This is a genomic window from Deltaproteobacteria bacterium (assembly GCA_028818775.1).
Lineage (GTDB): Bacteria > Desulfobacterota > Binatia > UBA9968 > JAJDTQ01 > JAJDTQ01.
Window position 1 is genome coordinate 1 of sequence record JAPPNE010000173.1, and the last position, 22614, is coordinate 22614.

Consider the following 22614-nt stretch of genomic DNA (forward strand, 5'->3'; position numbering starts at 1 on the left):
AAAGGGGACATCTCTGCTTTGTCAAAAGGGGACATTTTGGCTTTGGTTTGACAACATTTTCCGCCACATAGGCGAAACCGGCTCCACCCCGCCCCTGGATTCCTCCGGCGGAGACGTTATGAATCGTCATTTCGTGGTCGGGGGGCTCGCGAACTTTTTCACGGCGAAGGTGGCGGCGTTGCGCACCCGCGCGTCGGCATCGTCGGTGGCGGCGCGGGTGAGGGCGTCCAGGGCTTCGGCGCTCACCTCCGTCGCCTTGGCGAGGCTGGTCACCACCGCCACGCGTACCAGCGGCTCGGGGTCGCGCATGGCTTCCAGGAAGGCGGGTGCGCGACCGATGCCCGGCACGCCGGTGTCCGGCCCCTCGTGGATGTCCCGCAGGCAGTACACGGACATGCGCCGCTGGGTGGCCGAGCCGTCGCGTAGAAGCGCTTCAAGGCGCCCTTCCACCTCCGGGTAGCGTTTGCCGAGGTCGGTGAGCAGGAGTTGCGTGGCCCAGCGCAGGTCCTGGTCGCGGTTTCCCAGGCCGTGGGCGAGCACATCAAGGCAGAGGGCGTTCGGACGCGCCACTTGCCCGAGGGCGTAGGCGACGGGCCAACGCGGCGCGGTTCGCAAGCGCCGGTCGAGAGCGTCGGCGACCCGGGGCTCCTCGGCCGCCAGGGCCACCAGTTCCTCGACGGCGCGGCGTACCACTCCCTTGTCGGTTTGCTCCAGCGCTTCGAGCAGCGGCCCCATGCGCTGGTCCAGTGTCGTATCCCCCATACAGCGGTACTATTGCAGTGTCTGGCTAGTGTGCGGGATGGACGCGGCGTCTTAACGCGCTTCGGATTGACCGATCACGTCGCGCAGGCGGCCCGGGAAGTCCGTGATGATGCCGTCGACCCCCAGGGCCAGGAGCTCGCTCATCTCATCGGCGTCGTTGACGGTCCAGACGTGCACCTCGACGCCCAGGGCATGGGCGGCGGCCAGGGACGCGGACGTGACGAGATCGATGCCCTGGTGGCGGCGCGGTATCTGGAGCGCCCGGCCGGGAACTTCGGACGGCGGCGCCTGCCCCGACCACAGCGCGGTCATGAGGGAGCGGATCTCGCCGGTGGAGAAGCCCGTGGCGACGGGCAGGCCGCGCGCCCGGATCACCGCGCGGGCGGAGCGCATGGTGGCGTCATCCTCCGCCGCCACCAGCACCTGGGGCGCCCTGCCGAACTCCTCGACGAGATCGAACAGCGTCTCCATGGCCGGCCCCGGCAATTCCTTGATCTCCACCGTGGCCCTGACGAGAGGGAACTCCGCGAAGAACTCCCGCAGGGTGGGGATGCGAATGCCCTGCCCGCGGAAGGGATGCGTCGAGCCGCCGTCGGCCGTGAAGCGGTAGCCGGCGTCGAGCCGCTTGATCTCCTCCAGGTTCATCTCCCGCACCGCGCCGCTGCCGTCGGTGGTGCGCTCGACGGTCGCGTCGTGGATGATCACGACCTCGCCGTCGCGGGTCGCGTGGACGTCCATCTCGAGAAAGGTGGCCGCCTCCTCCAGGGCCCGGCGAAAAGACACCAAGGTGTTTTCCGGCTGGGTGCCGGCGGCGCCGCGATGGCCGGCGATGCGCGGCGGGGAACCGGAGAAGAATGCGTGCGGCGAGGGATCGGTCATGGTTCGGGCGTCTTGTGGAACGGATGGACCGTGGACCGTTCCTTGAATTTTCGCCTTGTGGAATCTATGATTCCTGGATTCGTTGTCGTCGCGGCCGCGGGCCGCCGGAACCATCGACATTGATAACCGCGGCGACCCTTCCGGGTCAAACAAGCAACCCGCGGGGGACTGGTGATCCGCCGGACGGGGAACGCCGCAAACCACGGAACCTACCACGCAAAGGACCTAGATGGCTGTAGAGGACAGGCTTCTCCGACTGAAGGAACTGGACCGCCGGGCGGAGCTCGGCGGCGGCGAGGTGCGCATTCGCCGGCAACACAATGAAGGCAAGCTGCTGGCGCGGGAACGCATCGAGATCCTGCTGGACCAGGGCAGCTTCGTGGAGCTGGACCGGCTGCGCACCCACGACTGCACCGACTTCGACATGCAGGACCAGAAGATCCCGGGTGACGCCGTGGTCACCGGATCGGGCGCCATCGACGGCCGCAACGTCTTCGTCTACGCCCAGGACTTCACCGTGTTCGGCGGCAGCCTGAGCGGGGTGGTGGCGGACAAGATCTGCAAGGTCCAGGAAATGGCCATGAAGAACGGCGCGCCGATCGTGGGCATCAACGACTCCGGCGGCGCGCGCATCCAGGAAGGGGTCGTCAGCCTCGACGGCTATGCGAGGATCTTCGCCAACAACGTCACGGCCTCGGGCGTGGTGCCGCAGATCTCAGCCATCATGGGGCCGTGCGCCGGCGGCGCGGTCTACTCGCCGGCCATCACCGACTTCATCTTCATGACCAAGGACACGGGCTACATGTTCATCACCGGCCCGGACGTCATCAAGACCGTGACCCACGAGGAGATCACCAAGGAAGAACTGGGCGGCGCCGAGACCCACACGCGCAAGAGCGGCGTGGCGCACTTCTCGGCGGACAACGACAAGGACTGCCTGCTCATGATGCGCGAGCTCATGAGCTTCCTGCCCAGCAACAACCTGGAGGAGCCGCCGTTCCGCCCCACCGAGGACGATCCCTACCGGCGCGACCAGCGCCTGCAGCACGTGGTCCCGGAGAACCCCAACCTGCCCTACGACATGAAGGACCTCATCGGCGCGGTGGTGGACGAGGGTTACTTCTACGAGGTGCACAAGGAGTTCGCTCCCAACATCGTGGTGGCGTTCGCGCGTCTGGGCGGACGGACGGTGGGCATCGTCGGCAACCAGCCGGCCCACCTGGCGGGCTGCCTGGACATCAACGCGTCGGTGAAGGCGGCCCGCTTCGTGCGCTTCTGCGACTGCTTCAACATCCCGGTGATCACCTTCGTGGACGTGCCCGGGTTCCTGCCCGGCACCGGCCAGGAATACGACGGCATCATCCGCCACGGCGCCAAGCTGCTGTTCGCCTACGCCGAGGCCACCGTGCCCAAGATCACCATCATCACCCGCAAGGCCTACGGCGGCGGCTACATCGTCATGGCCAGCAAGTTCCTGCGCGGCGACATCAACCTGGCCTACCCGGCCTCGGAGATTGCGGTGATGGGCCCCGAGGGCGCCATCAACATCGTCTTCCGCGACCAGCTCAAGGACGCGAAGGACGAGAAGAAGACCCGGCAGAAGCTGGTCGACGACTACCGGCGGCTCTTCGCCAACCCGTTCCGCTCCGCCGAGCTGGGCAACCTCGACGCCATCATCCTGCCCGAGGACACCCGCCCCACGCTGATCCGCACGCTGGAGATGCTCAAGAACAAGCGCGAGACCAATCTCCCCCGGAAACACGGCAACGTGCCGCTCTAGGGGCCCGGCGGAAGCGTCCGAACATGTTCAAACGAATCCTGGTGGCCAACCGCGGCGAGATCGCCGTCCGCATCATCCGGGCGTGCCGCGAGCTGGATATCGAGAGCGTGGCGGTCTACTCCGAGGCGGACCGCGACGCGCTCCACGTCAAGTACGCCGACTTCTCCTATCCGGTGGGTCCGGCGCCGTCGGCCGAGAGCTACCTGCGCATCGACCGCATCATCGACGCGGCCAGGAAGAGCCGCGCCGAAGCGATCCACCCGGGCTACGGCTTTCTCGCGGAAAACCCCGCGTTCTCGCGCGCCTGCGACGAAGCCGGCATCGTCTTCCTGGGGCCGGCCCCGGACGTCATCAAGCAGATGGGCGACAAGGTCCACGCCCGCGCCCTCATGAAGAAGGCCGGCCTGCCGGTGATCCCGGGCTCGGACGACATCCTCAGCTCCGAGGAGGAGGTGCTGGAGACCGCCGAGGCCATCGGCTACCCGTGCGTGCTCAAGGCCGTGGCCGGGGGCGGCGGCAAGGGGTTGCGGCTGGTGGAATCGAGCGACGAAGTGCGCTCGGCCTTCCGGGCGGTGCGCTCCGAGGCCGCGTCTTCCTTCGGCGACTCCCGGCTCTACGTGGAGAAGTACCTGGAACGCTGCCGCCACATCGAGGTGCAGCTCCTGGCCGACATCTACGGCAAGGTGCTGCACCTGTTCACCCGCGAATGCTCCATCCAGCGGCGCCACCAGAAGATCATCGAGGAGTGTCCCGCTCCAAGCATCGACGTGCGCATGCAGAAGGCCATGGGCAAGACCGCGGCCCAGGGCGCCAAGGCGCTCAAGTACACCGGGGCCGGCACCATGGAGTTCCTGGTGGACCGCCAGAAGAACTTCTACTTCCTGGAGATGAACACCCGCCTGCAGGTGGAGCACGCCATCACCGAGCGGGTCATGGGCATCGACCTGGTGAAGGCGCAGATCAACGTGGCCGCGGGCATGCCGCTGCCCTGGTCCCAGCGCCAGATCCAGGGCGCGGGCCACGCCATCGAGTGCCGCATCTACGCCGAGGACCCCGAGACCGACTTCATGCCCTGCCCGGGCAAGATCGAGGGGCTGCGCCTGCCCGAGGGCTTCGGCATCCGCAACGACTGCGGCGTGTACGAGGGCGCCGAGATCCCCATCTACTACGACCCCATGATCGCCAAGCTCATCGTCTGGGGCGAGGACCGCGCCGAGGCCATCCGGCGCCTCAAGCGCGCCTTGCGCGAGTACCAGGTCCGGGGCGTCAAGACCAACATCCCGTTCCATCAATGGATGCTGCGCCATCCGCAGTTCATCGAAGGCGACTTCCATACCGGGTTCGTGGACGAGCAGCGCGGATTCATGCCGCGGGAGGAAGTCTACCCGGACCGCCACGTGGCGCTGGCATCCGCGGCCATCGTGGCGCTCCACCGGGAGCAGGAACGGGCGCTCCAGATGGTGGAGAAGGGTGCGTCCGAGCAGTCCGGGTGGCGCGACGTGGGGCGCCGGGAGGCGCTGCGGCTCAAGCCCGACGCGTCCGCCCCGGGACGCGGGTGGTAGGGCCATGGCGTTCATCGCAAAGCTCGGCGGCCAGACCTCGGTGGTGCGCATCACCGAGACCGAAAAGTCCATCTACAAGGTGGTGGTGGACGGAAACGAGTTCACGGTGGACGGGCGGCGCACCGGCCGCAACAACTACTCGCTGCTGATCGACAACCGCTCCTTCGAGGTGGACGTGGACGTGGACGCCATGGAGGACGAGTACCGCGTGCTCCTCGACGGCCGCACCTACCACATCAGCATGTCCGACGAACGCCAGGTGCGGGTCGGCGGGCGGCAGTCCGGCATCGAGGTGTCCGGCCGCCAGGAGGTCAAGATTCCCATGCCCGGCAAGGTCGTCACCGTGCTCGTGAACGAGGGCGACACCGTGGACAAGGGACAGGGCCTGGTGATCGTCGAAGCCATGAAGATGGAAAACGAGGTGCGCGCCCCCAGCCCGGGAAAGGTCACGGAGATCCGCGTCAAGACCGACGAGGCGGTGGAAGCCGGGCAGGTGCTGGTGATCGTGGAGTGAACGCCCCCGCCAAGAACTCCGCTCGCCCTGAGCCCTTCGACAAGCTCAGGACAGGCCTTGCGAAGCGAAGTCGAAGGGCGCCTATTCTTCGTCCCCGTCGTCCCCTTCCGACATCCCCTCCTCCTTCCGCCTCATGAAATAAACCAGCACGATGGTGAGCCCGTAGAGCGCGGTCAGCGGCAGCGCCAGCAGGATCTGCGAGACCACGTCGGGCGGCGTGAGCACGGCGCCCAGCACGACGATGCCGAGCAGGGCGTAGGGGAAATGCCGCATCATCATGCGGTGGTCGATGAGCCCCACCCGCGCCAGGAACACCCCCACCACCGGCAACTCGAACACGACCCCGAAGGCCAGCATGAGCTTGGCCGAGAATCCCAGGTACTCGCTCACGCGAATGGCCGGACGGATGTCCAGTTGCGCGTACTGTTCCAGGAAAAAGCGGTAGCCCACGTCGAAGATGACGATGTAGCAGAAGCCGGCCCCCAGCAGGAAAAACAGCGTGCCGTAGACCACGAAGGCCCTGGCGTAGCGTTTCTCCTTGCTGTAGAGGCCCGGCGCCACGAATTGCCAGGCGTGCCAAAGGAGCACCGGCAGGGCGACGAAGACCGCGGCCACGAAGGCCACCTTGAGCTTGGCGAAAAAGGCCTCGGCCACGCCCGTGCCGATGACGGTGAGGCCCGCGGCTTCGAGGCGCAGCAGGGGCGCGGTCATGAAGGCGATGAGCCAACCCGCCACCGCGTAACAGGCCAGGAAGGCCACGAACACGGCCACGGCGGACCTGATGAGCCGCGAGCGCAGTTCCTCCAGGTGCGCGGTCAGCGGCATGCTGGCGTCGTCCGACAGCCGCTCCTTCTCTTCCGCGCCGACGCTCTCCTCCGCGCCCGCTCCTTCGTCCGCGTTCACTCTTTCGTGGGGGGATCGCCCGCTGGAGAAATGGTATTGGCGGGGGCGCCTTCTCCGGACGGCTCGGGTTGCGTGCTCTCGCTCGAAGGGGGCGTCTCGATCTCGTCCGCCGCGGTTTGCAGCTCGCGCTTCATGTCGTCGGTGGTGCGGCGAAACTCGGCCAGCCCCCGGCCCAGGGCGCGCGCCATCTCGGGCAGCTTCTTGGGCCCCAGGACGATCAAGGCCACGGCCAGGATCAAGAGCAGCTCGGGCATTCCGATACCAAACATTCCGACTCCCAGAGGGTAGGCTAAGGCATTTGCGGGGGGGAGTCAAAGAGTGCTGCGGACGGCGCGGCGGCGCCGTCCGCGCTTTGACTCGGTCTGTTGCGTAGTGGTATGTTGCCCGTCAACATGCCCCGTTCCGCCATCGTCACCGACCCGGTGTTCCTCAAGCACGAACCGGGTCCGTACCACCCCGAGAACCCGCAACGGATCAAGACGCTTCTCGACCTCGCCGCCGAGGTCACGGGTGGCGGCGACCGCTTCGAGCTGCTGCCCTTGCGCGCGGCGGCGCAGGCGGAACTGGAGCTGTGTCACGGTTCGGACTACATCGACCTTGTCCGCTCCACTTCCGGGCACAACCGCTTCGCCCTCGACGGCGACACGATCACGTGCCGGGACTCGTTCGGCGTGGCGCTGATGGCGGTGGGCGGGTTCCTGCAACTGCTGGACGCGGTGGCGGCCTCCGACTACGGCAACGGCTTCACCATGGCGCGGCCGCCGGGGCATCACGCGCTGCGCAACCGCGGCATGGGCTTCTGCCTGTTCAACACGGTGGCCATCGGCGCCCGCTATCTCCAGGAGAAGCACGGCGCGCGGCGGGTCGCCATCATGGATTGGGACGTGCACCACGGCAACGGCTCGCAGGACGCGTTCTACGACGATCCCTCCGTGCTGTTCCTGTCGACGCACCAGTATCCGTACTATCCGGGGACGGGCGCCGCGGACGAGGTAGGGAGCGGCCGGGGAGAAGGCTACACGGTGAACGTGCCGCTGCCCGCGGGCTGCGGCGACGCGGAATACCTGGCGGTCTTCAGGGACATCATCGTCCCGGCCATCGAGCGCTACGAACCCGACTGGCTGCTCGTGTCGGCCGGGTTCGATTCGCACCGCGACGATCCCCTGGCCGCCATGGGCGTCACCGAGCAGGGCTTCGGGGTCATGGCCAACGCGCTGCTGGAGCTGGCGCGGAAACACACCGGCGGCAAGATCGCGTTTCTGTTGGAAGGGGGGTACGATCTCGCCGCGCTGCGCAACTCCGTGGCCACGGTGCTGGAGTGCATGCAGTCGGAGGAAGCCGCCTCCTTCGAGGCGAGCGGAGAGCGCATCGCGACCCGTATCCGCGAGGTGCTTCAAATACACGAGCGGTATCGGTAGAGCAACGCATCCTGAGAAACACCATGGGAAATCCCAACGGACGCAGAGTTGTCATCACCGGCATGGGCATGTTGACACCCCTGGGCATCGGCGTGGAGGCCAACTGGGAAGCGGTTCAGGCCGGGCGCTCGGGGATCGGCCCCATCACCCGCATCGAAGGTATCGAGTCCTTCGCGTGCCGCATCGGCGGCGAGGTCGACGACTTCAACCCCCTGGACTACATCGACGCCAGGGAGGTCAAGAAGATGGACCTGTTCATGCAGTACGCCATGGCCGCGGCGCAAATGGCGGTGGAGGACAGCGGGTTCTCCGTCAGCGGCGACGAGGCGTTCCGGGCCGGGTCCATCGTGGGCGTGGGCTTCTGCGGCATCGCCACCATCGAACACTACCATGAAGTGTACCTGAAGCAGGGGCCGCGCAAGATATCGCCCTTCTTCATCCCCAAGGTCATCTCCAACCTGGCGCCCGGACAGATCGCCATCCGCCACGGTCTCAAGGGGGTCAACTGGACTCCGACGTCGGCGTGCGCGTCCGGCAACAACGCCGTGGGCGAGGCCTTCCACCTGATTCGCGAAGGGCGGCAGGACGCGGTCATCGCCGGCGGCACGGAAGCGGCCACGACTCCCCTGGGGCTGGGCGGGTTCGCCGCCATGAAGGCGCTGTCCACGCGCAACGACGAACCGGAGAAGGCGAGCCGGCCGTTCGACAAGGACCGGGACGGTTTCGTCATGTCCGAGGGCGCGGGCATGCTGGTGCTGGAGGAGCGCGAACGCGCGCTGCGGCGCGGCGCGCGGATCTACGCCGAGATGATCGGCTACGGCACCAACGGCGACGCCTACCACATCACCTCCCCCTCTCCCGACGGCGAAGGCGCCGCTCGCTGCATGGCGCTGACCCTGGAGGACGCCGGCGTCGAAGCGACGGAAGTAGACTACATCAACGCCCACGGCACTTCGACACCGTACAACGACGCCAACGAAACCGCCGCCATCAAGACCGTGTTCGGTGAGCACGCCGGCGCGCTCGCCGTCAGCTCCACCAAGTCCATGACCGGCCACCTGCTCGGCGCCGCCGGCGCGGTGGAGGCCATCTACAGCGTGCTCGCGCTGCACCACGGCATGCTGCCCCCCACCATCAACTACGAGACGCCCGACCCCGACTGCGATCTCGATTACGTACCCAAACAGCCGCGGGAGGCGGACATTCGGGTCGCCCTTTCCAATTCCTTTGGATTCGGCGGCACCAACGCGTGCATCCTGCTCAGGAAGGCGACATGACACAAACAGCACCGCGCAGCGTCATACTGGGCACGGGCGCCGCCGTTCCCTCCAAGGTGGTCACCAACAACGACCTGGCCAAGATCGTCGACACCAGCGACGAGTGGATCACCACCCGCACGGGCATCAGGGAACGGCGGGTGCTGGAGGACAGCAAGGCCACCTCGGACCTGGCGCTGCTCGCCTCGGAGCGGGCGCTGGAGGACGCCGGCCTCGACGTCGGGGACCTGGACGCCATCATCGCGGGCACGTGCACGCCGGACTACCAGTTTCCCAGCCTGGGCTGCGTCCTCGAAGCCAAGCTCGGCGCCAAGGAGGTGTTCTCGTTCGACGTGAACGCGGCCTGCTCGGGCTTTCTCAACGCGCTCTCGGTGGCGGACCTGTTCATCCGCTCCGGGCGCATCGGCAACGCCCTGGTGGTGGGCAGCGACGTGCTCAGCCGCTACCTCGACTGGCAGGACCGCAGCACGTGCATCCTGTTCGGCGACGCCGCCGGCGCCGCTGTGCTGGGTCCCGGCGACAACGGCGACCGGGGCATCCTCAGCACCCGGCTCCAGACCGACGGTTCCTACGCCGAGACCCTCTACATCCGCGCCGGGGGCACCAAGAAGCCGGCCACGCGGGAGACCGTGGAGAACCGCGAGCACTCCATCTACATGAACGGCAAGGAAGTCTTCAAGGTGGCCGTCCGGTCCATGGAAGACATCAGCCGGCGAGTGCTGGAGGAGGCCGGCCTGGGCGTGGAGGACGTCTCCCTGGTGGTGCCGCATCAGGCCAACCGCCGGATCATCGCCGCCCTGGCCGCGCGCCTCGACATCCCCATGGACAGGGTCGTCGTCAACCTGGACAGGTACGGCAACACCTCCGCCGCCTCGGTCCCGGTGGCGCTGGACGAGGTCCGAAGGGCGGGACGCATCGCCGAAGGCGACATCGTGCTGCTGAACGCCTTCGGCGCCGGCTTCGCCTGGGGCGCCTCCGTGATCCGGTTCTGATGCCCGGGTCGCCGGCCCACCGACCGCCCTCCCTCACGTGATCCCGGCCGAAGCCTTCGCGCTCGCCTGCGGGTTCTTCACCGCCGTCAACCTGATCTTCCTCAAGAAGGGATTGGCCCACGGCAATCCCATCAGCGCCACCGTCCTGTCCCTCGCCATCAACGTGCTGAGCTTCTGGAGCTTCGTCCTGGCGGTGCTGCCGTGGGACGAGATCCTCCGGCCCGAGCTGCTGATCTTCGTGCTGGTGGGCCTGATCCAGCCCGGCGGCACGCGCTTCCTCGCCTATCTGAGCGTGGAGAAGGTGGGGGTGGCCGTCACCGCGCCGCTCCGCGCCACCACGCCGCTCTTCTCCTCGCTCCTGGCCATCGCCGTGCTGGGCGAGCAGCTCACCCCGTCCGTGGGCGCGGGCACCGCTCTGGTGGTCGGCGGCATCACTCTGCTGAGCCTGAGCGAGGAAAAGACGGGCGGGTGGATGAACGTGCTGGTGGCCCTGCCGCTCCTGAGCGCCTTCGTCGCCGGCTCCACCCAGGTCATCCGCAAGATCGGCCTGGCCGGCATCAGCCTCCCCATCCTCGGCGCCGCCACCACCACCGGCACCTCACTGGTCGCCATCGCGGTGTCGCTGACCGTCTCGCGCAACTGGTCCATGGTGCGCTTCCACCGCCGCGCCCTGGGCTACTTCATCCTGGCCGGCTGCTCCGTGACCCTGGGCGTCGCCAGCATCTTCATGTCCCTGCACCTCTCCGACGTCGTCATCGTCGCCCCGCTGGCAAGTCTGAGCCCGCTCTACAGCCTCGTGCTCTCGGCGGTGTTCCTGCGGGACGTGGAGGTGATCACGGCGCGCAAGGTGGTGGCCGCGGGGTTGATCGTGGTGGGGGTGGTGCTGATAACGGCCATCCGCTGAAACCACGGGTCACAGGGTGTTGAAAATCCCCGCGGACCGGGCCACAGTCGCCCCAAAGGAGGCCGACATGAGAAAGGTATTCAGCGAGCACGTCCCCGCCAACACCGGGTGGTCCGGGGACCTCAGGGAAGGGCAGATCATCCGCATCATCGCGATGTCGACGGTGGACTTCCTGGTGCTGGACCGGAACAACCTGCGGGAGCGGTTCGATCAGGCGCGAACGAAGGTCTACAACGGGAAGATCTTCCTCAGCACCGGCGACAAGCTCATGTCGCGGGACAACCAGCACTTCATGACCATCGTGGAGGACACGTTCGCGGAGGGGACGCACGACCTGCAGAAGGGGATGTGCAGCGGGCGCCGGTTCCAGTTGGCGAAGCAGGAGGGGCGGCTCAGGGAATACTACCACCGGGACTACCGGGACGACGAGATTCCCGACCACGGCTGCTGGGAGAACCTGTCCGGGGCGCTGGCGCCCTACGACATCGCGCCGGAGGACGTGCCGAGCCCGTTCAACCTGTTTCAGCACATGATCATCGACGGCAAGACCGGGCTCATGCAGCACACCACGATTCGGCCGGCGGCGCCCACCAATGTGGACATGCGCGCGGAGCGCGATCTGCTGGCGGCTTTCAGTGCGTGCCCGGACATGCCGGTGGGGGGGAAGCCGGTGGACGTGGAGATTTACGAGGAGGATTGAGGGGAGCCCCTCCTCACCCCTGGATTCCCGCTTCCGCGGGAATGACGTCATTCGGACGAAGGCGTCTACTCGAAGCCCATGCGGCGGCCCCAGTTGGACGGGTCCTTGAGGAAGTCGAGGATCTGGTTGCGGTTTTCCTCGGAGAAGAAGCCGGTGTCTTCGCCGGCGCTGAGGACGTCGTCCCAGTTGGAGAGGGTGTGGAGGCTGATGTCGTGGTCGGCGAGGTTCTTCTTGCCCTCGTGCAGGTCGAGGGCGTCGGAGCTGTACTCGAAGACGCAGAGGCAGTGGGTGATGCGGGCTTTCTGGGCGCGCACGCCGATGTTGAAGCGGAGCTTGCTGAAGCCGTCGGTGACGAGGTCCTCCACCAGGGTCACCCGCTGGCCTTCGTCCAGGACCCCTTCGATCTGGTTCGTGTGGCCATAGCCCTTGGGGTTCTTGCGGATGTAGATCATGGGCTTGCGCAGGTAGTGGGACATGAAGGCGGCGTAGGGAATGCCGGCGGTCTCTCCTCCGGCCACCACGTCCATGTTGGCGAGGCCGATGTCACGGCGCGCGATCTGCGCCAGGGCTTCGAGGATCTCGTCCCGCGCCTCCGGAAAGGACAGCAGCCGGCGGCAGTCGATGTAGACCGGCGAGACCCGGCCCGACACGAACACGAACGGCCGGTCGCTGTACACCTGGATCGACTGCGTGCTCAGCAGCAGCTCGGCGATTCTCTTTCCGGTCTCTGACATGGGTGCGGTTCCTCTGGGTGGAATGATTCGACGGCGTTTCTCAGGATGAACGGTTGCTGGCTTAACACGGCCCGTGAACCTTTGCCAGCCGTTGTTTCCGTTCGTCCTTTCCTGTTACGATTTCCCCTCTTCCGACCGTCGGGCAGGCACATGGAAGTTCCCCAAATCAACAAGGACAGGCTTTTGCGCGACCTGAACGCGGTGTCGCGCATCGGCCTGGGCGAGGGCGGTTCGGTCACGCGGCTGGTTTTCTCGGTGCACGAGCTCCGCTCGCGCCAGTTGCTGGTTCACCTGATGAACCAGGCGGGGCTCGACGTGCGCGTGGATGCGGCGGGGAACATCTTCGGACGGTTTGCGAGTACGCGGGAGGGACCGGCGGTGCTGGCCGGGTCGCATCTGGATTCCGTCGTGCAGGGCGGGAGGTACGACGGCCCGGTGGGCGTCATCGGCGCGCTCGAAGCGGTGCGCGCCATCAAGGAGAGCGGCGTGCCGGTGCCGGCGCCGCTGGAGAGCGTGTGCTTCGTGGGCGAGGAGTCCAGCCGTTTCGGGTTCTCGACCCTGGGGAGCAGCCTGGTGGCCGGAGACGTCACCATGGACGACTTCGCCAACGCGGTGGACGCGGGCGGCAACCGGCTGGAAGACGTGCTTTCGAGCCTGGGCATCTACCGCGAGAACCTCGACTCGCTGAAACGCGACCCCGAGACCGTCAAGGCGTACCTCGAGCTTCACATCGAGCAGGGTCCCGTCCTCGAATCGAAGAAGAAGAAGATCGGCGTGGTCACGGCCATCGCCGCGCCGAGCCGGTTCCGGGTGGTGTTCCGCGGCCAGGCGGACCACAGCGGCACCACCCCCATGGAGATGCGCAAGGACGCGCTGGTGGCGGCGGGGCACCTGATCACCTACATCGACGAGGTGTGCCGCGAGCACGCGGCGACGGAGAAGGGCCGGGTGGTTGGGACGGTGGGCGCCGTCAAGGTAGAGCCCGGCGTGATCAACGCCATCCCGGGGCGGGCCGAGATGCAGGTGGACGTGCGCAGCATCACCTCCGGCTCCAAGCGCAAGGTGGCCGGGCTGATCAAGAAGCGGGCGCGGCGGATCGCCCGGGAGCGCGGCGTGAAGGTGGACCTCGTGACCATCCGGGAGGAGGAGCCGGTGGCGATGCATCCGGGCGTGATCGCGCTCATCCACGCGCTGTGCGAGGAACGCGGCGTCCCCTTCGAGGTGATGCCGTCGGGCGCGGGCCACGACGCCATGCAGATGGCCAAGATCACCCCCACGGGCATGATCTTCATCCCCAGCGTGAACGGCGTGAGCCACAACCCCACGGAATGGACCGACCCCGAGGATATCTGTCTCGGGACACAGCTTCTGGTGGAGGCGCTGCTGCGGGCCGCCCATGCGGAAATCTAAGCCGAAGAAGACCCCGCGGGTGCTCAGCGCGGCGCAGATCGCGCGGATTCTCGGGGGTTTCGCCAAGCGCATCGCCGACGAATACGGCGCGGCCGCCTCTCTGGCGTTCATCGGCATCCGCACGCGCGGGCCGACGCTGGCGCGGCGGGTGGCGGACGTGCTGAAGCAGAAGCACGACCTGCCGGTGGCCGTGGGCGAGCTGGACATCACGCTCTACCGCGACGACCTGAACACGCTCTTGCCGGAAGGGCGCATCGACGCCACCCATATTCCCTTCGAGGTGAACGACAAAACGCTGATCCTGTTCGACGACGTGCTCCATACCGGGCGCACGGCGCGCGCCGCCGTGGACCACCTCATGGCCCTGGGGCGGCCCAAGGCCATCTTCCTGGCGGTGCTGGTAGATCGGGGCGGGCGCGAGCTACCCATCGAGGCCCGGCTCGTCGGCAAGCAGGTGGACCTGCGGAGGGGCGGAGACGTGCGCGTGCGGCTGGCGGAGGTGGACGAGGTGGACGAGGTGGTGGTGGCGTGAAGACAGGAAAAGATGGCGCCCTGGACGCGTCCGAAACCGCTTGACAAGCCGCGGCAATAGCCGTATGAGGCAGGGTTTGACCGGAGCAAGGCTTCTGTAGGTCCCGTTTCCGCACCCGTCTGAATTCCATGAGCAAGACACAAGAGATACCCCTCGAAGAAACCGACGATTCGTTCGCGGCGTCGGTGAAAGCCATCTACAACCGCCATCGCATCGGGATCAACTTCTGCCTGTCCGTGGTCCTGGCGCTGTTGACCTGGGAGTTCATCGACTTCATCTTCAACGACCCCGACTTCTTCACCGGCCCCGTCGCGGTGGCGGTCGAATTCACCGTGCTGATCTACGAGCCCCGCTTCTGGGAGCACGTGAGCTACAGCAGCACGGAACTGGTCTACGGCTTCGCCTTGGCCACGTTTCTCGGGGTGGTCATCGGCGCGGGCGTGGCCTTCAGCCGGACCCTGGACGAGATGTTCTCCCCCATCCTGGTGGGCCTCTACGCGACCCCGCGCTCGGTGGCAGCGCCGCTCTTCATCATCTGGCTGGGGTTGGGCATCGCCTCCAAGGTCGGGGTCATCACCCTGGCCTCGGTCTTTCCGGTGATCATCAACACCCAGGCCGGCATCAAGAACGTCCAGGGCGAGTTCCGCATGCTGGGCCGGGCCTTCAACATCTCGTTCTGGGCGATGCTGACCAAGATCATCGTGCCGGGATCGATGCCGTTCCTGATCGCGGGGCTGCGGCTGGGCTACTCCCGGTCGGTGGTGACCATCATGGTGGCCGAGCTGTTCGGCGCCGAAGCCGGCATCGGCTACATGATCGACCACGCGACGCAGACGTTCCACGTGGCGGAGATGATGGTGGGCATTTCGCTCCTGACCATCATGGGCATCGCCGGCAACGAAGCGCTGAAATTCGTCGAACGCTGGGCCACGCCCTACCGAAAGACCCTGGTGTAGGTCGAGAGCGCCGGAAGAAAAACCATGGAACTCTTGTCAAGTCTGTATCAGCAACAACGCAGGTGGCTGAACGCCGTCTTCGGCTTCGGCGTCGTTGCGGCGTTCTGGCAGTTCGCCGACTGGCAGGTCGGCAGCGAGCTGTTCTTCGTGGGTCCGTGGCGGGTCGTCACCTACACATACGGCCTGTTCGCCAGCGGCGAGATCCTCGATGACCTCCAGATCAGCGGCATCGAGTTCTTCTGGGGCTACGCCGTGGCAGCGGCCGCCGGCATCGGCTTCGGCATGGTGTTCGGCGTGAGTCGGGTGTTCCGGGAGTTCTTCGATCCCTGGCTGAGCGCCATCTACGCCACGCCGTCCGTGGCCCTGGCCCCGCTCATCATCATCTGGTTCGGCGTGGACCTCACGGCCAAGATCGTCATCGTCCTGATCACCGCGGTGGTCCCCATCGTCCTGAACACCTACACGGGGGTCCTGAGCGTCGGCAAGGAGTTCCAGACCCTGGCCAACTCGTTCTGCGTTCCCCAACGTCAGATCCTCTACAAGATCCTCATTCCGGGCTCGCTTCCCTACATCGTTACAGGATTACGCCTCGGCATATCTCGCGGGATCGTGGGCGTCGTCGTCGGGGAATATTTCGGCGCCTACGCTGGGCTCGGCTATCAGTTGTTCAAGGGACTCGATACCTTCAACATGCCGCTCATGATGTCGTGCGCGGCCATGCTTGCCGGCACCGGCGTGATCTTCAACCAGGTCATCCTCATTATCGAGCGCCGGATGGCGCCGTGGCGTGATACCCAACTACAGGAGTAGTCCGTGTCGTCATCCATTCAGGTAGAGCAAGTCCACAAGACTTTCATGAAACCCACCGGGGAGACCGTCCATGCCGTGGGCGGCATCGACATGGATCTCCGGCCGGGGACGTTCTATTCGTTCGTGGGGCCCAGCGGATGCGGCAAGACGACCATGCTGCACATGATCCACGGGCTGCTGCCGCCTACCAGGGGCCGCATACTGCTGGACGGCACGGAGGTCACGGGCCCCACGCCCAACAAGGCGGTGGTGTTTCAGCAGGCGCTCCTGCTGCCCTGGCGCAACGTCACCGACAACATCAAGTTCGGTCTCGAGAACGACAGCACCAAGAGCACCACGGAGAGGATGGAGATCTGTGACAAGTACACGCAGATCGTGGGGTTGCGGGGCTTCGAGAGCCACTATCCGCACGAGCTTTCCGGCGGCATGCAACAGCGGGTGAACCTCGCCCGGGCGCTGGCGGTGAACCCCGAAATTCTCCTGATGGATGAGCCCTTCGCATCGCTGGACGCACAGACCCGCCTGCTCATGCAGGAGGAGCTCCAGCGCATGGTGGATTGGAAGAACTCCGGGAAGATCGTGATTTTCGTCACCCACGATATCGAGGAAGCCGTCTTCCTTTCCGACATCGTATTCTGCTTCAGCTTCCGCCCCGGGACCATCATGAAGGAGATCAAGGTTCCCTTCCCGACCCCTCGCACGCTGCGCGTCAAGGAGGAGCCCGAGTTCCTGCAGATCAAGCACGACATCTGGGAGCTGCTTGCGGACGAGGCCCGCAAGGCCATGGAGGAATAGTCGGCCCTCCACCAGGCGACACCCCGCAGACACCGCACCATACCCTGCACACCGGCAACCAAGCGAAGTTCTGGGCTGAATCTCACATAACGGAGGGAAGCCGATGAAACAGAAACGCATCGCAAGAGGAATCGCCGCGGCCTTGCTGGGGGCAAGCCTGCTGTGCGCCGGCCACGCGCTGGCCCTGGAGAAGCTCCGCATCCCGGTGGCGCTTCCCAGCTCGACGACCGCGCTGGTGGAGCAGGTAGCCATCTACAAGGGCTGGTTCAAGGAGATCGGCTACGACGCCGTAGTCTACTCGGTATCGGGCGGCGAGAACGCCGCCGTGCTGGCCCTGGAACGGGGACAGCTCCCCTTCTTCGGCTCGGACGACGTCGTTCCCCTGGCCATTCGTCCCAACAGCAACATCCGCGTCGTCGGCACCCTGATGAACACGCTGCCCTACTGGCTCGTGGGGGGCCAGCACGTCAAGTCCTTCAAGGATCTGCCAAGGCCCGTGAAGGTGGGCATCAGCTCTCCCACCTCGGGCAACGTCTACGTGTCGCTCAAGCTGCTCGAGACCGCCGGCATCACGAGAAAGGACGTGCGCCTGGTGAAGGTCGGCGGCTCGTCGGCGCGCCTGGCGGGAGTCAAGGCCGGCAAGATCGACGTGGGCTCGCTGACCTTCGGCATGATGCTGCGGGCCAGGGAGGCGAACCTGACGATCCTCGGCGCCGCCAACCAGTTCGTCAAGGAATTTGCCTTCACGCAGCTCGGCATGAACAAGGATTACATCAAGAACAATCCGGACAAGGCCACGGCTATTTTCGGCACCCTGATACGCGGGTGCGCCTACGTGAACGACCCCGCGAACCGTGAAGAGGTGCTGCACGTCTACGAAAAGGTCATGCGCAACAAGGCGAACCTCGCCAAGCAGATGTACGATATCGAGATCGCTCAGAACAAGCACGTCCCGGACCGTTGCCAAGCCACTGAAGCAGGCATCCAGGCGTTCCTGGATTCGGCATTCTGGACCAAGTCCTTGCCGGCGGATACCAAGGTGCCGCCCATGAACGACATCCTGCTGCCCGAGTTCTACGAGAAGGCTCTGGCCTGGTACAACAACAAGGGCTGGATGAAGAATTAGCGAAGGAGGAAGGCCATGAGAATTCAACGTATCGCGACAACCCTCGTCGTCGCCGTGCTGGGCGCCGGCCTTCTTTTTTGCGGCCAGGTCCTGGCCCTGGAGAAGCTCCGCATCCCGGTGGCGTCCCCCAACTCGAGCACCGCGCTGGTGCAGCAGGTAGGCATCTACAAGGGGTGGTTCAAGGAGATCGGCTACGACGCCGCGGTCTACTCGGTGTCGGGTGGTGAGAACGCCGCCGTGCTGGCCCTGGAACGGGGTCAGCTCCCCTTCTTCAGCTCGGACGACGTCGTTCCCTTGGTCATTCGTCCCGGCAGCAACATCCGGGTCGTCGGCACCCTGATGAACACGCTGCCCTACTGGCTGGTGGGCGGCAAACACGTCAAAACCTACAAGGACCTGCCGCGGCCCGTGAAAGTGGGCATCAGCTCGCCCACCTCGGGCAACGTCTACGTGTCCCTCAAGCTGCTCGAGACCGCGGGCATCGACAGGAAGGACGTGCGCCTGGTGAAGGTGGGCGGGTCGTCGGCGCGTCTCGCGGGCGTCAAGGCGGGCAAGATCGACGTGGGCTCGCTGACCTTCGGCAACATGCTGCGCGCCAGGGAAGCGAACCTGACGATCCTTGGCGCCGCCAACCAGTTCGTGAAGGAATACGCCTTCACGCAACTGGGCATGAACAAGAACTACATCAAGGACAATCCGGAAAAGGCCACGGCCATGTTCGGCACCCTCGTCCGCGGGTGTGCGTACATCAACGACCCCGCGAACAGGGAAGAGGTGATGCACGTCCTCACGAAGGTCATGCGCAACAAGCCGAACCTGGCCAAGGAGATGTACGAGATCGAGGTGGTCCAGAGCAAGCACATCCCGGACCGCTGCCAGGCCACCGAAGCGGGCATCAAGGCATTCCTCGATTCGGCCTTCTGGACCAAGTCCATCGCGGCGGACACCAAGGTTCCGCCCATCGACCAGATCCTGTTCCCCGAGTTCTACGAGAAGGGGCTTGCCTGGTACAACGACAAGGGCTGGATGAAAAAGTAGCGAAGGAGGACTACTCATGAAATCCAAGCACATTGCAAAAGGAATCGCCGCGGTTTTTCTGGGAGCCAGCCTGTTGTGGGGTGGCCCGGTGCTCGCACAGGAGGATCTCCGCATCCCGGTTGCGATGACCAGCACCACCACCGCGCTGACGGAGCAGGTGGCGATTTACAAGGGTTTCTTCAAAGACATCGGCTACAACGCCAGGGTCTACTCGGTATCGGGTGGTGAGAACGCCGCCGTCCTCGCCCTGGAACGGGGCCAGCTCCCCTTCTTCGGCTCGGACGACAACATCCCCCTGGCTATTCGACCCGGCAGCAACATCCGCGTCATCGGCAGCGAGATGAACGTGTTGCCGTACTGGCTCGTGGCCGGGAAACACGTCAAGTCCTACAAGGACCTGAAGCGGCCGGTGAAGGTCGGCATCAGCTCTCCCACCTCGGGCAACGTCTACGTGTCCCTCAAGCTGCTCGAGGCGGCCGGCATCCCGCAAAAGGACACCCGGCTGGTCAAGGTCGGCGGATCGTCGGCGCGGCTGGCGGGCGTCAAGGGCGGCAAGATCGACGTGGGCTCGCTGACTTTCGGCATGATGCTGCGGGCCAAGAAGGCGGATCTGTCGATCCTTGGCGCGGCGAACCAGTTCGTCAAGGAATACGCGTTCCTTCAGGTTGCCATGAACAAGAACTACATCAAGGACCAACCGGACAAGGCCGAGGCCATGTTCGGAACCCTCATCCGTGGGTGTGCGTTCGTCAACGACCCCGCGAACAAGGAAGAGGTGATGCACGTCCTCACGAAGGTCATGCGCAACCCCCCGGACATCGCCAAGGAGATGTACGAGATCGAGGTGGCCGGTGGGTCCATCCCCGACCGATGCCAGGCTACCGAGGCGGGCATCAAGGCCTTCATCGAATCGGCCGTCTGGAGCAAGTCCATCCCGGCGGACACCAAGATTCCGCCGTCCAGGGACATCATGTTCCCCGAGTTCTATGACCGGGCTCTGGCTTGGTACAACAACAAGGGCTGGATGAAGAAGTAGGATAAAAGGTCAGAGAATAGCTGTTGCAAAGAGGGGGATCCCTCTGATGCGTCCCACGACATCGGAAGGTCCCCCTTTTTGCCTTCATAGGTATGAGAACGGCCGTTAGCAAAAAGGAGAAAACACATGAGGGCCAAGAGCATTGCAAAGGGAATCACCGCAGCCTTGCTGGGAGCAAGCCTGCTCTGGAGCGGGCAGACGCTCGCGATGGAGAAGCTCCTGATCCCGGTCGCCCAGACCACCGCCACCACGTCGCTGGTGGAGCAGGTGGCCATCCACAAGGGTTTCTTCAAGGACATCGGCTACGACGCGAGGGTTTACTCGGTGTCGGGCGGTGAGAATGCCGCGGTCCTCGCGCTGGAGCGGGGTCAACTCCCCTTCTTCGGGTCGGACGACAACATCGCGCTGGCCATCCGGCCGGGCAGCAACATCCGCATCGTCGGCACCGAGTTGAACACCCTGCCCTACTGGCTGGTGGGCGGCAAGAACGTCAAGTCCTACAAGGATCTGCCGCGGCCGGTGAAAGTGGGCATCAGCTCGCCGACGTCCGGCAACGTCTACGTCTCCCTTAAGCTGCTGGAGAACGCGGGCATCCCGGCAAAGGACGTGCGTCTGGTCAAGGTCGGTGGATCGACCGCGCGTCTGGCGGGGGTCAAGGCCGGCAAGATCGACGTAGGCTCGCTCACCTTCGGGAAGATGCTGGCTGCTCGGGACGCGGGATTGACCGTTCTCGGCGCCGCGGAACAGTTCGTCAAGGAATACGCGTTCCTGCAGCTCGCCATGAACAAGAACTTCATCAAGGACAACCCCAAGAAGGCCACCGCGCTGTTCGGTACGCTCATTCGTGGATGCGCCTTCGTCAACGACCCGGCGAACGCCGAAGAGGTGCTGCATGTCTACGAGAAGGTGATGCGCAACAAGCCGCACATCGCCAAGAAGATGTACGAGATCGAGATCATGGAAGCCAAGTCCGTCCCCGATCGCTGCCAGGCAACCCCGGGCGGCATCGAAGCGTACATCGAGTCCGCGTTCTGGACCAAGTCCATCGCCAAGGACACCAAAGTCCCGCCGGTCGACCAGATCATGTTCCAGGAGTTCTACGACAAGGCCCTGGCTTGGTATAACAACAAGGGCTGGATGAAGAACTAGAACCGGCGGCTCACGCCGTCACCAAACACGAGGAAGGGACCCTTTCGATGTCGCCGGACATCGGGAGGGTCCCTTCTTCGTTCGTACGATGACGTCATTCCCGGGAGGGGAGCCCCGAGTCAGGCGACCAGTTGTAGCGCAGCCGCCGCATAGATCCGCGCCGCCCGGCGCACTTGTTCCAGCGGCACCACCTCGGCGTCGGTGTGGGCGAAGGCCAGGTCGCCCGGACCGAACATGACCGTCTCGATACCTTTCTCGTTCAAGTAGCCCGCGTCGAGGGCAGCCGGGAAGTAAAGGGGCGGTCCGGCCTCACCTGCCTGCCCGCGCGCCGCCTCCAGTCCCACCGCCACCTCGCTGCTGGCCGGCACATCCGTGGGATACATGAAGTTTCCCTGGGTCACCTCCACATGCCAAGGCTCCATGTCCACCAGCGCTCGCGAGATGGCGGCCAACGCCTCCCCGGGCTCCTCGCCCGGCATGAGCCGCCGGTCCAGCGTCAGCCGGCAATGGTCCTGGATGGTGTGGAGGATGTCGGGACCGCTCTCGATGTGAGTGGCCACCAGGCTCGCCGGACCCAACTCCGGATGGGCGATGCCGTCCACCAGCCCGTCCAGCCGCTCCAGCACGGCGCGCGCGCCGTCCACCGCGTTGACACCCGCCCACGGCGTGCTGCTGTGGCAGGACTTGCCGCGCACCACCACGTCCACGTCGATGCGGCCCTTGTTGCCCAGACAGACCCGGTTGGTGGTGCCCAGCCCGACGATGCCGTAACGAGCCGCGAGCCCATCCTCCTCCAGCATGTACCGGGCCGCGTCGTGCCGCCCGGTCTCCCCGGCGAGGCTCACGGCCAGCGCCAGCGGCCGCGCCAGCTCCAGTCCCGACCGGCACACCGCGGCGGCACCCGCCATCATGGCGGCCAGGGCGGCCTTTTGCTCACACCCGCCGCGGCCCCAGAGGCACGGCCCTTCCAGTCCGTAGTCCTCGCCCGGAACGATCTTCGCCGAGAACGGCTCGGGCATCGACCCCGCCGGGAAGGTCATGGCGTAGCCCATGAAGAGCAGCCCTTCCGCCGCATCGGAACCCGCGCCGCCATACCGCCACAGCAGATTGCCCATGCCGTCGGTCCGTGGCGCCACGCCGGTGAGCCCTTCGAGCCTGGGCGCCACCACCTCGGCGGCAAACGCCTTCACCGCAGGGTCCGCCTCCATGAGATCGGTGTGCACCGACGGCACACGGAGCAAATCGCCGAACAGCGCGTCCAACTCCGAATCGTCGACGTGCGCGCCGGCAATACGAAAGGCCTCCCGTGGTTCCATGTTCTGTGGTCTCCCGGCCCG

General features: G+C 65.6%; 23 protein-coding genes. 17 read left to right on the top strand and 6 right to left on the bottom strand.

What is annotated here, in order from left to right; genetic code table 11:
- Window positions 1–126: 126 nt before the first annotated feature.
- Together OXU42_18140 and OXU42_18145 are read right to left on the bottom strand one after the other, a co-directional pair.
- Window positions 127–762 (bottom strand): HEAT repeat domain-containing protein, encoded by a 636-nt coding sequence (locus OXU42_18140; protein MDE0031307.1) that lies wholly within the window; start codon window positions 760–762, stop codon window positions 127–129.
- 51 nt (window positions 763–813) lie between these two features.
- Window positions 814–1641: a glycerophosphodiester phosphodiesterase gene (locus OXU42_18145; GenBank protein MDE0031308.1), complete on the bottom strand. Its 828-nt coding sequence runs from the start codon at window positions 1639–1641 to the stop codon at window positions 814–816.
- A gap of 229 nt (window positions 1642–1870) precedes the next feature.
- On the opposite strand from OXU42_18145, the gene OXU42_18150 reads away from it, so the two are divergent.
- From OXU42_18150 to OXU42_18160, 3 genes are read left to right on the top strand one after another with little or no spacing between them, the layout of a single operon-like run.
- Window positions 1871–3421 carry an acyl-CoA carboxylase subunit beta gene (locus tag OXU42_18150; GenBank protein MDE0031309.1) on the top strand — a complete coding sequence of 517 codons (1551 nt, stop codon included), beginning with the start codon at window positions 1871–1873 and terminating at the stop codon, window positions 3419–3421.
- Between the two features lie 23 nt (window positions 3422–3444).
- A complete protein-coding gene (gene accC / locus OXU42_18155; GenBank protein ID MDE0031310.1) occupies window positions 3445–4983 on the top strand; it encodes an acetyl-CoA carboxylase biotin carboxylase subunit in 1539 nt (512 codons plus the stop codon).
- A gap of 4 nt (window positions 4984–4987) precedes the next feature.
- On the top strand, window positions 4988–5497 hold the full coding sequence (locus OXU42_18160; GenBank protein ID MDE0031311.1) for a biotin/lipoyl-binding protein: 510 nt from the start codon (window positions 4988–4990) through the stop codon (window positions 5495–5497).
- Window positions 5498–5578: 81 nt separating this feature from the next.
- On the opposite strand, the gene tatC is transcribed toward OXU42_18160, so the two are convergent.
- The gene (gene tatC, locus OXU42_18165; GenBank protein MDE0031312.1) at window positions 5579–6400 is read right to left on the bottom strand and encodes a twin-arginine translocase subunit TatC; all 822 of its coding nucleotides are present in this window, start codon (window positions 6398–6400) and stop codon (window positions 5579–5581) included.
- Entirely contained in the window at window positions 6397–6669 is a 273-nt protein-coding gene (tatB, locus tag OXU42_18170; GenBank protein ID MDE0031313.1) for a Sec-independent protein translocase protein TatB, read from the bottom strand. The genes tatC and tatB overlap by 4 nt, the downstream gene beginning before the upstream one ends.
- Before the next feature lie 108 nt (window positions 6670–6777).
- Between tatB and OXU42_18175 the strand changes: the two genes are divergently transcribed.
- From OXU42_18175 to OXU42_18195, 5 genes are all read left to right on the top strand, one after another.
- Window positions 6778–7818 carry a histone deacetylase gene (locus tag OXU42_18175; protein ID MDE0031314.1) on the top strand — a complete coding sequence of 347 codons (1041 nt, stop codon included), beginning with the start codon at window positions 6778–6780 and terminating at the stop codon, window positions 7816–7818.
- Window positions 7819–7841: 23 nt separating this feature from the next.
- Window positions 7842–9095 (top strand): beta-ketoacyl-ACP synthase II, encoded by a 1254-nt coding sequence (fabF, locus tag OXU42_18180; protein ID MDE0031315.1) that lies wholly within the window; start codon window positions 7842–7844, stop codon window positions 9093–9095.
- Window positions 9092–10087: a ketoacyl-ACP synthase III gene (locus tag OXU42_18185; GenBank protein ID MDE0031316.1), complete on the top strand. Its 996-nt coding sequence runs from the start codon at window positions 9092–9094 to the stop codon at window positions 10085–10087. Before fabF ends, OXU42_18185 begins: the two co-directional genes overlap by 4 nt.
- A 37-nt stretch (window positions 10088–10124) precedes the next feature.
- Window positions 10125–10991: a DMT family transporter gene (locus OXU42_18190; protein ID MDE0031317.1), complete on the top strand. Its 867-nt coding sequence runs from the start codon at window positions 10125–10127 to the stop codon at window positions 10989–10991.
- A gap of 67 nt (window positions 10992–11058) precedes the next feature.
- Entirely contained in the window at window positions 11059–11691 is a 633-nt protein-coding gene (locus OXU42_18195) for an urea carboxylase-associated family protein (GenBank protein MDE0031318.1), read from the top strand.
- 65 nt (window positions 11692–11756) lie between these two features.
- Here the strand turns inward: OXU42_18195 and OXU42_18200 are convergent, their stop codons facing one another.
- Window positions 11757–12425: an orotate phosphoribosyltransferase gene (locus tag OXU42_18200; GenBank protein ID MDE0031319.1), complete on the bottom strand. Its 669-nt coding sequence runs from the start codon at window positions 12423–12425 to the stop codon at window positions 11757–11759.
- Window positions 12426–12575: 150 nt separating this feature from the next.
- Between OXU42_18200 and OXU42_18205 the strand changes: the two genes are divergently transcribed.
- The 9 genes from OXU42_18205 (at window position 12576) to OXU42_18245 (ending at window position 21277) form a co-directional block, all read left to right on the top strand.
- Window positions 12576–13835, top strand: a complete 1260-nt coding sequence (locus tag OXU42_18205; protein MDE0031320.1) for a M20 family metallo-hydrolase — start codon at window positions 12576–12578, stop codon at window positions 13833–13835.
- Window positions 13822–14367 carry a bifunctional pyr operon transcriptional regulator/uracil phosphoribosyltransferase PyrR gene (gene pyrR, locus OXU42_18210; protein ID MDE0031321.1) on the top strand — a complete coding sequence of 182 codons (546 nt, stop codon included), beginning with the start codon at window positions 13822–13824 and terminating at the stop codon, window positions 14365–14367. The genes OXU42_18205 and pyrR overlap by 14 nt, the downstream gene beginning before the upstream one ends.
- A gap of 128 nt (window positions 14368–14495) precedes the next feature.
- The gene (locus OXU42_18215) at window positions 14496–15323 is read left to right on the top strand and encodes an ABC transporter permease (protein ID MDE0031322.1); all 828 of its coding nucleotides are present in this window, start codon (window positions 14496–14498) and stop codon (window positions 15321–15323) included.
- 24 nt (window positions 15324–15347) lie between these two features.
- Window positions 15348–16133 carry an ABC transporter permease gene (locus tag OXU42_18220; protein MDE0031323.1) on the top strand — a complete coding sequence of 262 codons (786 nt, stop codon included), beginning with the start codon at window positions 15348–15350 and terminating at the stop codon, window positions 16131–16133.
- Window positions 16134–16178: 45 nt separating this feature from the next.
- The gene (locus OXU42_18225; protein MDE0031324.1) at window positions 16179–16928 is read left to right on the top strand and encodes an ABC transporter ATP-binding protein; all 750 of its coding nucleotides are present in this window, start codon (window positions 16179–16181) and stop codon (window positions 16926–16928) included.
- Between the two features lie 103 nt (window positions 16929–17031).
- Window positions 17032–18054: an ABC transporter substrate-binding protein gene (locus OXU42_18230; GenBank protein MDE0031325.1), complete on the top strand. Its 1023-nt coding sequence runs from the start codon at window positions 17032–17034 to the stop codon at window positions 18052–18054.
- Between the two features lie 15 nt (window positions 18055–18069).
- Complete coding sequence (locus tag OXU42_18235) at window positions 18070–19092, top strand: ABC transporter substrate-binding protein (protein ID MDE0031326.1); 1023 nt, start codon at window positions 18070–18072, stop codon at window positions 19090–19092.
- 16 nt (window positions 19093–19108) lie between these two features.
- Window positions 19109–20128, top strand: a complete 1020-nt coding sequence (locus tag OXU42_18240; protein MDE0031327.1) for an ABC transporter substrate-binding protein — start codon at window positions 19109–19111, stop codon at window positions 20126–20128.
- A gap of 126 nt (window positions 20129–20254) precedes the next feature.
- Window positions 20255–21277: an ABC transporter substrate-binding protein gene (locus OXU42_18245; GenBank protein MDE0031328.1), complete on the top strand. Its 1023-nt coding sequence runs from the start codon at window positions 20255–20257 to the stop codon at window positions 21275–21277.
- Window positions 21278–21396: 119 nt separating this feature from the next.
- Here OXU42_18245 and OXU42_18250 read toward each other — a convergent pair whose 3' ends face one another.
- The gene (locus OXU42_18250; GenBank protein ID MDE0031329.1) at window positions 21397–22593 is read right to left on the bottom strand and encodes a M20/M25/M40 family metallo-hydrolase; all 1197 of its coding nucleotides are present in this window, start codon (window positions 22591–22593) and stop codon (window positions 21397–21399) included.
- Window positions 22594–22614 lie beyond the last annotated feature (21 nt).